The organism is Haloarcula amylovorans (assembly GCF_004681185.1).
GTDB classification, from domain to species: Archaea; Halobacteriota; Halobacteria; order Halobacteriales; family Haloarculaceae; genus Haloarcula; species Haloarcula amylovorans.
This window is the reverse complement of the sequence record NZ_SRIF01000004.1, coordinates 290,169-303,029: the sequence shown is the minus strand read 5'-3', so window position 1 is coordinate 303,029 and position 12,861 is coordinate 290,169. Positions and strand designations below refer to the sequence as shown.

Sequence of the window (12,861 nt, the reverse complement as noted above, 5' to 3'; positions counted from 1 at the left end):
CCGCATGACTCGTGATACGTCGATACTTGGCCGATGTCCGGACTGCGATGAAGACATCACTCCAGCGTGGTTATTAGTCGAGTACGAGCAAGACGACGGGACGACAGGTATCTGGGCCGAATGTCCGGCCTGTGAAGACGTTGTGCATCCCGAATAGTCTACCCCGCCATAAGCTGGCTTGAAAGACTAAACAGCGTTATCTTTGTAAACTTGGGAGTGGCTATCCGAGGCCCTATACAACCTCTCTGAGCGTTTCTATGCAGCCGATGTCTCTGCAAGCGCTATGTACTGCTGTTCCCATTCACAGGGACCCTCTATTTCCGGCGGCCGCGTCGAGTGAGTGTTATTGACGGCTATCATTTCCCGACGAGTCGGTGCCGCGACCGAGTTCCGTCGATAGGCCGCGATCGTGGCGAACTGCAGTGAGTGGCGCGCCTGTTCGTTCACACTCCTCGTCGTATTCCCTCCATTCCGGCCCGTGATCGATACGCTGTTCGTCGATGATCAGGCCACAGTCCTTGCAGACCGTTTCGGCCGCGTTCGTCATGACCCAGCCGTCGCACTCGGGACACTGATTCGCGCTCGATTCCGTTCGGACGTCTTTGTCGAAGCCAGTTTCGTAGATGTCTCTGGTTGCCATCGTTCTCACCGTGTTTCGGGAAGCCGCCAGTTCGGCGAGCTCCTCACTCATTGAGGGCCCTCCCGTAGACTTCAGCACAGTCTCCGAGGAATTCACGAGCGAATCGAAACGACGGATACAGCAGTGGCTACCTTCCGTGGTGGTGGACGAAGAAGACCGAAAAGCGTGTGATGAACACCTCGATGGGAGGGTTTCGGAAAATCTCCACACGACCATCTTGTCGAGCTTCTTCAGACCCCGGATTATGAAGCTCTGCTTGACTCGTATGCTGCTCATCTGTGGACGGTCTCATCGGTGACGATTCACGAGGACACTGTCGCGGGCTCAACTGTCAACCCTGATCAACCAATACTCACGGCAAAGTTCGACGAGGAGCAACTTTCGGTGGAGAATGTCCTATACTTCCACGTTCAGGATCTTTGTCTCTACCAGACTTCCATTGATTTCGAACTCGCTGTCGTTACTTCTTCTACAGAAAAAATAGCTGTAGCAATCGCTGGAGGGGAGATCACCCCTACGAGCAACCAACCAGTACCCACGGGAGTTCACGTGGTTCAAGCAGGAGAAGCTGCCGGTACTGGCTGATGGCGGTGAAGATACTAGTGAGAACGAAGCGTCGGACTGACGCGTAGTCGTCTCGGGCCGGATCTGAGTCGTAGATGTAGGAGTTCTCTTCACTTTTCGGGAGAGCCGAGCGTTTACAGGACAGATTACGGGGTTGCTTTAGGTATAGTGGACCTCGTAAGAACACCACTCGATAGTGTTATTGACTATTAACGTAGGATTCGATACTTGCACCCCCTCAGTATTTGCTATAGGAGACCTTACACTTGTCCGGCCTTGTTGAAATCCTCAGCAGGTGACGAGTCCTGGCCCGGTTGTGGTCAATACAGAGCCTGTATTCAGCAAGCCGCTGCTCTTTGTTTCAAGTCTGTTGCACCGAGCTTCCAGATAGGAAGAGCGTCTGACCCGTCCTTATTTGTATGCGTACTGTATGATTCAATTCAATATGAAAGGACCTGCAATGCAGCGATTATCGATACTCCTGATGCTGTTCGGTGGGTTTCTTGAAATGGCCGGAGGGCTTCGTGGAAATTATGCGGGACTACCGGCCTATGGGCTCCCGATAATGGTGGTTGCGCTTCTCGTAGGTGGACTTGGATTATTCCTCGTACTCTCCAACAACCGCTGATGGGTAGGACCTAGGTATCTATCACTCCGTTACCGCGCCAGATGACGACCGACCAGTGACCGATACGCAGTAGCTACCTAACGGCTGTTTCATTCCATATTATGTCTGAAGAATATGATTTCAACAGAGCCACTTGTCCCTGTTCGGACGTGCCGATCGACAGTGTCCCATAGACGAAAAACGCGACGCTGAGAAGGCCTAGAATAGTTCCGCCAATCATACTGTTCATCTGTATCATGGGTAGCGCCAATATACAAATCGTAGCGAGACCGAGCGCTATCGTTCCGCTTACGAGCTTTTGTCGCTCCCTCATATCGAACCTCTGCGAATCTGTCATAACTGTCTCTTCATGGGCAACCGTCTAACCAGTCGTCCCGAACATGATCGCCAATGCTTCACACAGTAGAATGGAAGAGATCAACGATGTCTGCTCCTTCACCACGAGACAGACAGTAAATCAGTCGTCGCTCAGTACTCCTTCCGCTACGGCCATGTCGTCGACTGCTGGATCATCTTCGGACTTGCGAAGCACGAACCGCTTCCGTATGAGGTCTGCAGCGTAGATTACTGTGCCGAGGATTATCAGCGTATCACCTGGAAGTCGAGCCCAGAAGAGCGTCTGGATGATCGGTTGGTTGTAGAAGGCGAGGCTCCTCCCAGTAGCGTAGCTGCCAGTGAATATCGCTTCTAACTGAAGGAATCCGACCGGAAGCACGGAGACGAACACCATCAGCGCGAGTCCAACGTTCCAACACCAGAAGGCTGCACGAAGCCACGAGCCGTCCCAGCGGTCCGGCTCGATAGATAGCTGCAACATGTAGGTGACCATCCCGAGTGCAAGGAAGCCGAAGGCGCCGAACATGGCCGCGTGGGCGTGGCCGACCGTGAGGTACGTCCCGTGTTCGTAGTAGTTGATAAGCGGGAGATTGATGAAGAAGCCGAGCACGCCGGCGCCGACGAAGTTCCAGACGCCGCTGGCGATGATAAACATGAACGGCAGTCGGTAGGGGAACCCACCGCTTTCGCTCATTGCTTGATACTGGCCTAGTGCCTCGTAGAGGATGAACACCAGCGGGATGAGCTCAAGTGTTGAGAAGACGCTCCCAATAGGTACCCACATGTCCGGCATCCCAACCCACCAATAGTGATGGGAGACACCGATGACACCGGTGCTCATCACCAGCAACGCCTGCAACATCACCGCCTTCTCGGCACTCCGACGGCTCAGCAGGTTCATTGAGACAAGCGTCAGCCCGACGATGGCGACGATGAAGAACTCGAAGGCGCCTTCGACCCACATATGGACGACCCACCACCGCCAGAACTCGGTTACTGCGATATTGGTCGTCGGGGTGAAGAAGAACCCGGCAGTAAATAGCAGCGCGATGGACCCGCCCGCGTACAGAATCATGTGCGCAAGTCCGTAGGGTGGTTCCCGGTCTAAGAGAGGCTTGAGCCCGCGAATAGAGAGTACTGCCCAGAGGCCAAAGCCGGCCAGCAGTCCGGCCTGCCAGACCTTTCCGACTTCGAGATACTCCAGTCCCTCGTTACCCAGTAACCACCACAGGTTCCCATCTAAGTAGCCGTTTGATCCAAGCCAGATGCCACCCAACCCACCGACGGTAACCACAACGATGGCACCGAGCAGTCCGTCGACGAGCGTGGACTGATGTTTTGGTTCGTGGCCCGTCAACAGCGGCGGCAGGAACAGCCCTGCACCGAGCCACGTTGCGGCTATCCAGAGGATTCCGAGATCGATATGCCACGTCTTGGCCATCGCGAAGGGGAGTATCTGGAGAATATGGACACCGAAGATCTCCTCGATGCCGAAAAAGCCGGCCCGTTCGATGTAGAAGTGGGCGAGCAACCCACCTAGCAATACCTGCGCCAAGAACAGCCCGGCCGCAACCGGAACGAACCGTAACGCGGACCGTTGGCTCGGGAAGATACTCACATCACCGGGTTTGGGGACCGAGAGGCCATCGGTCGACGGCTCGGGGAGTCGAACCGAATTGTACAGCCAGATGCCGAATCCGGCACCCGCCACGAGTAGTATCATTGCGATAACGCTCCACGTCATCGCTGCACCAGTAGCATCGTTGCCGGCATTGGGTGCGTACGGCCACTCATTCGTATAGGAGTGATCGCTGTTCGGTCGGTCGGTGTGAGAGAACCACGCTGTCCACATGGCGAAGTCAGCGAACTGTCGTGCCTCCTCTTCGCTTTCGATCATACCCTTCGGGACACCGCGTTCGTGACTTCCCTCGTGATACCGATCGACATACTCCTCCCGGACTTGCTGGTGGGCGTACAGTTCCGCTTGGGAGTACTCGATGTTCCCACCGTCGTATCCGCTGTTCATGTCGGCACGCACGATGTCGTCAACGGCTGCTTGTTCCTCGGACGGGAGCGAGTCGTACGTGTCACTGTATCTCTCTTCAGCGTAGTACGACCGCATAGATTGGGTTTTCAATTCGAGTGTGTCAGCGGTGTAATCCTCACCATAGTACGCACCGTTCCCGAGAATAGACCCGTGGTTCATCAGCCCATTTTGCTGGAAGGTTCGTTTCCCATCCCTGATATCCTCGTCCGTAGCTAGGGTTTGTCCGTCCGGACCTGTAATCTGGTCCGGAATCGGCGGGGCTTCTTGATACGCAAACCACGCACCTGCGCCCATCACCACCAGGTTGAAAATGAAGGCCGCTGCGATGACCTTCGCGATCGTTTTGCGTTGGAGCTCCATATCGAAACGTGACTGTCGGAGGTGCTAAACAGCTTCCCGAACATATTACCCAACGTTTCCATTGACCTACTCTGCCGCGTGAATGGGGTGGAGGAGACCAATGTCTTCGAAATTGTCAGTCACCACTTCGTCTCCGCTGGCCACTACTAAGGAGACGTACGCTCCAACGGCCGACTCTGCACTACCGCGTTATCATGCGGGTAGTCATTATTCTTCTTTCCACGATCCCTCTATGCGCGAGGTCACAAATCGCTGTGGCCGTTGAGATCTTTTGTCGTGCTGTGGACGACCATGTCGGCTCCGTGAGCGAGTGGGCGCTGGAAGTACGGCGTCGCGAACGTGTTGTCGACAACGTAGGTTGCGTCGCCGACGCTGCAATGTCGGCCACGGCCGAGAGGTCACAGAGCCGCAGTAGCGGGTTCGTCGGCAACTCTACCCAGACGCCGTACATCGAACGGAGAAGTCATTTTCCGTGTCCTGGGAGGGCGATGGTGTTGTGTACGCAATACCGGCCAATGTTGTACCCGACGATATGCACAGTACCCGGGCGGACGTTGAATCGAGCGTGCCGATATCAGTTCGTCACGTCGACAGGGGTGCTTGGTTAAGCGTCAACGGAACGCGGGAACTCGGCGTCAGTTCCCTCTGGCAGTTCACCGACTCCGAATTCTGTGAATGTAACGTGACCGATTTTCTCGCTGAAGGCTTCGCCGAGATCGGTATTGACGGGGCCAGCGTCGAGGCACGACTCGCCGGGCGGTGTATCCAGTGTGGGAGTGAGGAAATCACTCCGTGGCTTACCCTTGGCCGTATCATCGGTGCGGCCGACCGGGAGTTTTACCCTGTTGACCAGGACGCGGTCCAGGATCTTGTTTCGATGGGGAAACCGACACGGGCGAGCGGTACGTAGCGTGTTCTTCTGGGTGACTATCGGACTGTTTCCGGTACTTCCAGATTACCATCAGCCATAGAAGACAGTTGTTGAACGATGCAACCCCGGTTTGACAACGGCCTCGACTCAGCCATCTACGAAGCCAAATTCGACTACAAGAAAGAGGTCTAAACGGTCGGCTAGCGAGGACGACTCAATTGACATCCTCCTCCGCGTGAACGCGAAGAAATCCCGAGCGGTAGGAGTTTCAGGTTTGCAGTCCACTCACCGGACTACCACTCCTTTGGGGTACGGGGAGCCCCACAACATCGGAGTGGTGGACTGCTGGCGGTGCCAGGCCGCCGTTACCCCTATCTTTGACCATATATGGTGTCCCAGTGTTGTTTTAGCCATCGGAACGCCAGCAGGCGTCAGCAGAGTCGGGGGTATCGTCTGCCCTACTTCGAGCAGTCGGCACAGATACACGCTTCTAGCATGTGCGTTCACCGCCTGCCATTTCGGATATTGTCCCATTACATGGGGTGGACAGGCCACCTCCGAAGGACGGGACGGATCCGCTCCGTTCCACCCGATTCCTCCCCTTCGGTACGGTAGCCTGTCACTTAAACGTCAGTGTGGGAAACTCGGAGTGCTTGCTGAACGGGAATCTGTTTCATGGAACGACGGCGCGTATCCACGGCCTGAAGGCCGTGGTATTCGCCTGTTCCTCGTATAAACTGTTTTCTGACAATTCAGTATTGCGCTAAGACCTCGTAAGCACGCGTTGCAGCATGATCCGGGTCATTAGAGTACGTATAGAGTTCTAGGGTCGCGAACCCCTCGTAGCCGATGTCGTCCAGCGAATCGAACACTGTTCGGAAGTCTAGATCTCCCTCACCAGGAATTCGATGATAGTGTTTTCCTCGTCGACCACCCTCGATATCTTCGAGATGCACTCCTGTGATATGCCCAGCGCTCCGGTAGATGGCCTCAGCGAGGTCCTCACCGTAGACTGCCGCATGTCCAATATCGAGATTCACGCCGAGCGAATCGCGCCCGATCTCGTCGATGAGTTCGAGCACGTCGGTGGTACATTCGACGAGGAGTTCGGGTTCAAACTCGATGCCGACCTCGACCTCGCGAGGCTCGGCGTAATCGAGAATTTCGTGGAGCGAGTCCCGGAGGTGCTCACGGGCGCGTTCAGGTGGATTCCCGGGTAGTGGCCGCCCCGTAGCGAGACAGACTGCTGGCGAGCCGACCGCCGCGGCGAGATCTATCGCTCGTTTCGTGTATGCGATTCGCCACGCCCGGTCCTGATCGTCAGCAGTGATGATGCTCGGTTCGAAAAACGCCGAGGGTGGCGCGTCATCGTAGTACCCCATTGCTGTGTTGGCATTGATATTCGACACCGAAATGCCGGTTTCCTCGAGGGCCCCGCGCAGTGCCCGCTCTTGCTCGTGGTCGAATGCTGGGAAGTAAGCGTGTGGATCATCACCCAACAGTTCGACCCCATCGTACCCATGGTCGGCGATGCGACGAACCGCCTCTGGAAGTGTGTACTCGGTGTACGCGTTCGTCGAAAAAGCCAGCTCGACCATTCTCACTCACCACCGTGTCGGCAGACCGCTTCAGGCATGTTGATTTGGGCTCGATACAATCTGAGTCGGAGCGGTTTCAACCGCGTTGTGTACTGTGTCAGTTGCATGGTTGTATGACTGTAGTTACGATACATCGAACAATTGTGAAAGTCCGACAGCAGGAACGACAAACGCGAGCGCCGTCAGCGCCCAGCGAACGCCCGCAATACTTGCGATTGCCGCGTCAACGACAACGAGCGCCAGCACGCACGTCCCGACCACCGGTCCGACAGTTTCCGGTGACGGAGTTCGGTAGGCTCGGCCGAGCGCTTGTCCCGCTGTGACGAGGAATCCGCCGGCAAGGATAATTCCAATACCGGCGGCAAGTGAGTGCGTAGCGAGAGGGCTCATCGTATGAAGGGCGATGGTGCCCAGCCCCGCGATGCCTGCACCGACACCCGCGATGACCACCGAGCGGCGAGTCGCGCCGGTAGCCTCCTGCGCGGCCATGCCTGTCACGCCCGCAATATAGGCAGCGACGACGAGTGGGACTCCGAATACCCACAGGGGAAGCGAGATAAGTGACACAGTCGTAGCCGTCATTCCGAACAGGACGTTCAGCCCCCGCGTGACGCCCATCGCGACGAAGCCTGCCGGGCTGCCCTTCAGAACACCGTCGTACGAAACCACGGCGAGCGCGACTGCGGTCGCGCCGATGCCGGCCGTCACGCCAGCGAGGGCGGCGGCGACGACGATACCACTGCCGAGTAATGTGACGCCGAGAAGCCCAGCCGCCGGGCGAGCGATTCGTCCGGAGGGAATCGGCCGCTCTGGACGCTCCGCAGCGTCGACAGGCGCGTCAACGTAATCGTTGAGTGTGGTCCCGCCGGCATAGAGTAGCATCGACGCGCCAGCCACGCCCGCTGCAGCCGGCAACGAGACCGTCCCGCCGACGGCGACAGCGAGGGCCGCTCCGGCAATCACGTCGGGTGGGGCAGTGAAGAGATTGGGCACACGTACCAGCGCGGCATACGCCGCTGCAGTCCGTCGCAGTTCGCGTGTGCGACGCTGGGAGTGTGCCACGTCAGATCCACCCGTGCTCGTCGAGGTAGGCGTACGCTTCACGTGCGGTTTCGGCGGCCGTTTCCTGATACGGGTAGAGTTCGACGGTGACGAACCCATCGTAGCCCGAGTCCTCGACTGTCTGGAGGAAGCCGTCGATATCCATCGCGCCGTCACCGAGTTGCGTGTGTTCGTGAGTGCGGTCGGCAGGGATATCCTCGAGGTGGTAGTGTGGGGTGTGGTCGCTGAGTCGTCCGACCGCCTCAGCCGGATCATCGCCGACACAGAACAGGTGGCCAGCGTCGAAATTACAGCCAACGGCCCCGGAATCGAGACGGCTTGCGAAATCGAGATACTGCTCAGTCGTCTCGATGAGCAGGTCCGGTTCGGGTTCCACGAGGATATCCACACCCCGCTGCTCGGCCATCGGAACGATGTCGCGCATACTCTCCGCAAACGTCTCCATGCCCCATGCACGAGACTGTCCGTCGGGAATCGGACCGCCCGGCTGGATGGAGATAGAATCTGCATCCAACGCGTCGGCTAACTCCACTGCCTCGCGGGTGTATTCGATGCGTTCCCGTCGATAGTCGGCGTCGGGCTCGATGTACGACGGGTGCTGGAAATCCGTCTCTGAGATCATAAACGCGTTACAGTTGCTGATCTCGAGACCGGTATCCTCGAGCGCTTCCGTGATAGCAACGATGTCTTCCGTACTGGTATTGGCCGGGTGGAGATGTGAGCCACCGAACAACGGCTCGACTCCATCGTATCCGATATCGGCCAGGATCTCGACTGTCTCGACGGGACCGTACTCGTGAAACGCGTTGGCTGAGAATGCGAATTGCATGGGTGATCAGCGCTCGTACTCGAAGTTCGGTGATTGGTTGAAGAACTCGTAGGGGTTGTCGAAGACGACTCGCTGGACCTCTTCACGGTCCCATCCACGGTCGAGCATCTTGTCGCGGGCTTTCGGTACTGCGAGGGGATCGGACGGGTCCCAGTCAGCGGCGCTGTTGAAGAGCATTTTGTCGGTCCCATACTCCTCGAGCAGGTCGATCGCGCTCTCAGCTTCGATCTTACCGGGGTAGAGAGTGAACCCGATCCAGCAGTCGGTCTGCAGCGAGGTGTCGATGGTATTCTCTGTGTTGTGGTCGAGGATGATCCGCTCCTCGGTGACGTCTTCCTCCTGGATCATCTCGACGAGACGCTCGGTCCCTTCAGGCTTGTTCTCGTGGGGCGTGTGAACGATAACTGGGAGCTGGCGCTCCTCCGCCATCCGGAGCTGTCTGCGGAACGCGTATTCTTCGGCCTCGGTGCCCTGATCGAGTCCAATCTCGCCGACACCGACGACGTTCTCCCGATCGAGGAACTCGGGGAGCCCGTCCAGTACCGTCTCGGCCATCTCTGGGTAATTAGCCTCCTTCGGCTCCAATCCGATGGTAACGTAGTGGTCCATCCCGGCAGCACGCTCGGCGCGCTCGGTTTCGAAGTCGATGAGGTGTTCGAAGTAGTCGAAAAACGAGCCCGCGTACTGCTTGTCGGTCCCGCTCCAGAACGCTGGTTCGATACAACACTCGATGCCCGCACGTCGAGCGCGTTCGTAGTCGCCACTCGACCGCGACACCATGTGCATATGGGGGTCTATTACACGCATCGAATGGCATCTCAGCGAGGTGCCACTTTGTTACCACTCGGCTACCAATCCTATCGAGTTTCGAAACATAACGCAACGCGGCCTGAGCCCCGGGAAATACGCATACTCACTGGGGTTGAGAAACGTGGGTGTCGGTATTCGTTCAGGCGGGCTATACCGCCCGTTCAGGGAAGCTATAATAAAACTAGTATTAGCCGATGAATAGGACTGATGACAGAAACAGGTGTCTGGCTGATCGGTGCGCGCGGAAACGTGGCAACCACCGCAATCACAGGAGCCCGCGCAATGGCTCATGGTGAGATTGACACGACCGGGCTGGTGACGGGCGAATGACCACAGTCGGCGACCCGACCACAGCTGGTCGCGTCATCGTCCTCGATGTCGTCGGGCTTCAGCAGGATCATCTCGGGAACGGCAACACACCGAATATAACTACGCTGCTTGAGGGAGGGCTGTCTGCCGACCTTCAACCCCCTATGCCCGCCGTCACAGTCCCGGCCCAAACCACACTGGCAACTGGACAATCGCCCGCAACACACGGTGACATCGCAAACGGTGAGTATGACCGTGAGACAGACACAGTAGCCTTCTGGGAGCGGGATCGAGCCGATAGAACTCGTCTCTGGGAAGCTGCGAGTGAGGCTGGGTTCACCACGGGAGCATTGTTCTTTCAACATCTCATAGGGACTACCGCTGACGTCGCAGTGACACCCTCGCCGATCGAAGACGAGGACAACAACCTACTGGAGATGAACTGTTGGACCAATCCAGACGGGTTCTACGATGACCTGGAAGCCGAATATGGCCACTTTCCATTGCACCACTACTGGGGGCCAGGAGCAAACGAACAGGGCAGCGAGTGGATTTTGACGGCTGCTCGCGAGACAATCGAGCGATACGATCCGGACCTACTCTGGGTGTACGTACCCCATCTCGACTACGATGGCCAGCGCTACGGTCCTGGAACCCCGGAGTTCACCGACGCGCTCGAAACGGTCGACAGATTGGTCGGTGAGTTTCTCGACTTCCTCCGTGAAGACAGTCGATGGGACGAGACTGCAGTAAACATCGTTAGCGAGTACGGGTTCCACAGCGTCGATACGCCTGTCTTCCCGAATCGCGCGCTACGAGACGCTGGTTTGCTCTCAGTAGATAGTACTGATGACCACGGCGACGAGGTCAACATTCCGCAGTCCCAGGCCTTCGCGATGGTTGACCATCAGGTCGCCCATGTGTATGTGGAGCCTGATGCACTACCTGCTGCCAGAAGGGCACTGAAAAATCTCGATGGCATTGCGTCGGTTTTAGAGGCAGAGGGCAAGGAACAACACAACCTCGATCATCCCAACGCAGGGGACCTCGTGCTCATCGCAGAACCAGCTGCGTGGTTCCAATACTACTGGTGGACGGACCAGGAGAACGCCCCCACATATGCAACTGATATGGATATTCACGCGAAACCGGGGTACGACCCGTGCGAACTGTTTTTCGGCGACACGGGGCTCGCGTCGTTGGATCCATCGAAAGTACGTGGGTCCCATGGGCGAGTAGACGACGATTCGGTCCCACTCTACGGACTTGGCGGCCCTGCTGCGCCCGAGATCAAGGTAACCGAGCCAGTCGATGCGCGTGCCGTCGCGCCGACAGTGTTCGAGCTACTCGGCATCGACCTCAGTTCGACTCTTACTTTCGATGTTCCTGGGCTGGTATCTCCGTCCAAATCACAATAAAATGAAATACTATTAGACGAAGTTCTCCGGCGTTCGGTTGAATATTACTTCGTGTTCGTCGGAACAAAAATAGTATTCCTGACCCGAATACTGCACGCTGAGCTCCTCACATTTGTGAACATTGTTACCACAAATCGTACAATCGTGGTTCGTATTACCCATAAATCAAATACAAATGATAGGTATATGAAAGTTAGGGTAGGTCAACTGATACTATTCTTCCCGCATCCAGCTGGTTATACTTGCTACACTTGGAGCCGCAAAGTCACTCAGTATCATCGCCTTCAGCATTTTCGTCATTTTCAGTCCTAACACTCTTCACGGTGAGCGACGGAGATTTAATCAACGATATCTATCGATTGAAAAATATTCGAGAGCACGAGCGAGGACGAACTCGCGGACCTCTCCGTCTCCGATCACGTCCTCGGATTTCTCGTTGCCAACGAGGACCGGGCGTTCAAGGCCCGTGAAATCGCCTCTCAGATCGGCGTCGACAAGGGCGCGGTCAGCACCGCACTCTCGCGATTAAAGGATCGCAACCTCGTCGAACACAAAGCGATGTACTGGGCGATTACCGATGACACCGATCGACTCGACGGGTATAGCGGCTACGAACGGGCGACTACCCTATTCAACGAGCAGTTCGGTGCGGAAGAGAAAAAGTCGTGGCGCGAACACGCCGCCAGCGAGCCACATCCGAGCGAGGAGACCGAATAGTGACCGAGGCGGAGGCGTCACCAATTTTCGAGCGAGGAGATGTCGTCTACGGCGATGACCCATTCAAGGCGACGAAAACGCTCAGCCGTGGCTCATTCTCTCGAACCACGAAGGGCGTCCGTTCCACGGCGAGCAGTATATCGTGGTGACGCTCACAACGAAATCCTGGATGGACGGGCTCATCGACATTCCCGAGGAGAGCTGGCTTCGCGGTGGGACGCCAGACGACAGTCGGATCGTTCCGTGGGGTGTCCAATCGAGCGACCGCGAGGACATCGATTTCTGGCAGGGCGTCTAGAAAGCACTCTCGTTGACGAAGCAGTCGCTGCTCTTGCCGAAGAACTATAGTAGCCAGGTTTTCCCAGCAACCTTTGATTTAGAGATTTCTCCGTGAGAATACTTGGTCACTATGCGGCTCTTGAGTAGCTTCTCCCAGACACGTTGGATCGTCTGGCGGTGGAGCTCTTTGCCCAGCTCAGCGGTCAAAGCAGTCTCCACATCGTCCATCGTGAAGAAGACGCCGCTGCTGTCGTCCGTTCGGTCGCGAATTCAGGCCACCGTTTGGCGACACTGATCACCTGATCGAATGCGACGCCGGAGCCTGAGACTCGAGTTAGGAATGACGCCGGTAACCTTCGTCTCGTCGTGACCAACGATGGTCGTTGCGCTCGC

12 protein-coding genes and 3 pseudogenes are annotated in these 12,861 nt (G+C 56.8%); 7 read left to right on the top strand and 8 right to left on the bottom strand.

Going from position 1 to position 12,861, the window contains the following annotated elements; genetic code table 11:
* Nucleotides 1-4 precede the first annotated feature (4 nt).
* Complete coding sequence (locus E4S61_RS26995; RefSeq protein ID WP_449405165.1) at nt 5-157, top strand: DUF7837 family putative zinc-binding protein; 153 nt, start codon at nt 5-7, stop codon at nt 155-157.
* Between the two features lie 198 nt (nt 158-355).
* Here the strand turns inward: E4S61_RS26995 and E4S61_RS17385 are convergent.
* Nucleotides 356-640: pseudogene (locus E4S61_RS17385) on the bottom strand (TFIIB-type zinc ribbon-containing protein); the annotation flags it as partial.
* Nucleotides 641-934: 294 nt separating this feature from the next.
* Between E4S61_RS17385 and E4S61_RS25960 the strand changes: the two are divergent.
* Both E4S61_RS25960 and E4S61_RS17375 read left to right on the top strand, forming a co-directional pair.
* Complete coding sequence (locus E4S61_RS25960) at nt 935-1,225, top strand: hypothetical protein (protein ID WP_209309542.1); 291 nt, start codon at nt 935-937, stop codon at nt 1,223-1,225.
* 409 nt (nt 1,226-1,634) lie between these two features.
* Nucleotides 1,635-1,832 carry a hypothetical protein gene (locus E4S61_RS17375; protein WP_135305205.1) on the top strand — a complete coding sequence of 66 codons (198 nt, stop codon included), beginning with the start codon at nt 1,635-1,637 and terminating at the stop codon, nt 1,830-1,832.
* Between the two features lie 457 nt (nt 1,833-2,289).
* On the opposite strand, the gene E4S61_RS17370 is transcribed toward E4S61_RS17375, so the two are convergent.
* Both E4S61_RS17370 and E4S61_RS17365 read right to left on the bottom strand, forming a co-directional pair.
* Nucleotides 2,290-4,575 (bottom strand): nitric-oxide reductase large subunit, encoded by a 2,286-nt coding sequence (locus E4S61_RS17370; protein WP_135305204.1) that lies wholly within the window; start codon nt 4,573-4,575, stop codon nt 2,290-2,292.
* 248 nt (nt 4,576-4,823) lie between these two features.
* Nucleotides 4,824-5,017 (bottom strand): annotated as a pseudogene (locus E4S61_RS17365) (PLP-dependent transferase); the annotation flags it as partial.
* 90 nt (nt 5,018-5,107) lie between these two features.
* On the opposite strand from E4S61_RS17365, the gene E4S61_RS17360 reads away from it, so the two are divergent.
* Entirely contained in the window at nt 5,108-5,485 is a 378-nt protein-coding gene (locus E4S61_RS17360) for a hypothetical protein (protein WP_209309541.1), read from the top strand.
* A gap of 713 nt (nt 5,486-6,198) precedes the next feature.
* Here E4S61_RS17360 and E4S61_RS17355 read toward each other — a convergent pair.
* From E4S61_RS17355 to E4S61_RS17340, 4 genes are all read right to left on the bottom strand, one after another.
* On the bottom strand, nt 6,199-7,044 hold the full coding sequence (locus E4S61_RS17355) for a sugar phosphate isomerase/epimerase family protein (RefSeq protein WP_135305203.1): 846 nt from the start codon (nt 7,042-7,044) through the stop codon (nt 6,199-6,201).
* Between the two features lie 123 nt (nt 7,045-7,167).
* Complete coding sequence (locus E4S61_RS17350; RefSeq protein ID WP_394346457.1) at nt 7,168-8,148, bottom strand: UbiA family prenyltransferase; 981 nt, start codon at nt 8,146-8,148, stop codon at nt 7,168-7,170.
* Entirely contained in the window at nt 8,108-8,935 is an 828-nt protein-coding gene (locus E4S61_RS17345; protein WP_135305201.1) for a sugar phosphate isomerase/epimerase family protein, read from the bottom strand. The genes E4S61_RS17350 and E4S61_RS17345 overlap by 41 nt, the downstream gene beginning before the upstream one ends.
* Before the next feature lie 6 nt (nt 8,936-8,941).
* Nucleotides 8,942-9,742, bottom strand: coding sequence for a TatD family hydrolase (locus E4S61_RS17340; protein WP_135305200.1), 801 nt, complete (start codon nt 9,740-9,742; stop codon nt 8,942-8,944).
* A 329-nt stretch (nt 9,743-10,071) separates the two neighbouring features.
* Between E4S61_RS17340 and E4S61_RS17335 the strand changes: the two genes are divergently transcribed.
* A complete protein-coding gene (locus E4S61_RS17335; RefSeq protein WP_135305199.1) occupies nt 10,072-11,472 on the top strand; it encodes an alkaline phosphatase family protein in 1,401 nt (466 codons plus the stop codon).
* Between the two features lie 12 nt (nt 11,473-11,484).
* Here E4S61_RS17335 and E4S61_RS26765 read toward each other — a convergent pair whose 3' ends face one another.
* The gene (locus E4S61_RS26765) at nt 11,485-11,634 is read right to left on the bottom strand and encodes a YHS domain-containing protein (protein ID WP_135305198.1); all 150 of its coding nucleotides are present in this window, start codon (nt 11,632-11,634) and stop codon (nt 11,485-11,487) included.
* 204 nt (nt 11,635-11,838) lie between these two features.
* Between E4S61_RS26765 and E4S61_RS26760 the strand changes: the two genes are divergently transcribed.
* Complete coding sequence (locus E4S61_RS26760; RefSeq protein WP_135305197.1) at nt 11,839-12,189, top strand: MarR family transcriptional regulator; 351 nt, start codon at nt 11,839-11,841, stop codon at nt 12,187-12,189.
* Nucleotides 12,189-12,537: pseudogene (locus E4S61_RS26755) on the top strand (type II toxin-antitoxin system PemK/MazF family toxin). The gene E4S61_RS26760 and the pseudogene E4S61_RS26755 overlap by 1 nt, the downstream one beginning before the upstream one ends.
* Nucleotides 12,538-12,861: the final 324 nt, after the last annotated feature.

What these genes read in the sequence shown, in the direction of transcription:
- E4S61_RS26765 (WP_135305198.1), bottom strand. Translation starts at nt 11,634, where the DNA reads ATGGGTAATACGAACCACGATTGTACGATTTGTGGTAACAATGTTCAC.
- E4S61_RS17345 (WP_135305201.1), bottom strand. Translation starts at nt 8,935, where the DNA reads ATGCAATTCGCATTCTCAGCCAACGCGTTTCACGAGTACGGTCCCGTC.
- E4S61_RS17360 (WP_209309541.1), top strand. Translation starts at nt 5,108, where the DNA reads ATGCACAGTACCCGGGCGGACGTTGAATCGAGCGTGCCGATATCAGTT.
- E4S61_RS26995 (WP_449405165.1), top strand. Translation starts at nt 5, where the DNA reads ATGACTCGTGATACGTCGATACTTGGCCGATGTCCGGACTGCGATGAA.
- E4S61_RS17370 (WP_135305204.1), bottom strand. Translation starts at nt 4,575, where the DNA reads ATGGAGCTCCAACGCAAAACGATCGCGAAGGTCATCGCAGCGGCCTTC.
- E4S61_RS17355 (WP_135305203.1), bottom strand. Translation starts at nt 7,044, where the DNA reads ATGGTCGAGCTGGCTTTTTCGACGAACGCGTACACCGAGTACACACTT.
- E4S61_RS17375 (WP_135305205.1), top strand. Translation starts at nt 1,635, where the DNA reads ATGATTCAATTCAATATGAAAGGACCTGCAATGCAGCGATTATCGATA.
- E4S61_RS17340 (WP_135305200.1), bottom strand. Translation starts at nt 9,742, where the DNA reads ATGCGTGTAATAGACCCCCATATGCACATGGTGTCGCGGTCGAGTGGC.
- E4S61_RS17335 (WP_135305199.1), top strand. Translation starts at nt 10,072, where the DNA reads ATGACCACAGTCGGCGACCCGACCACAGCTGGTCGCGTCATCGTCCTC.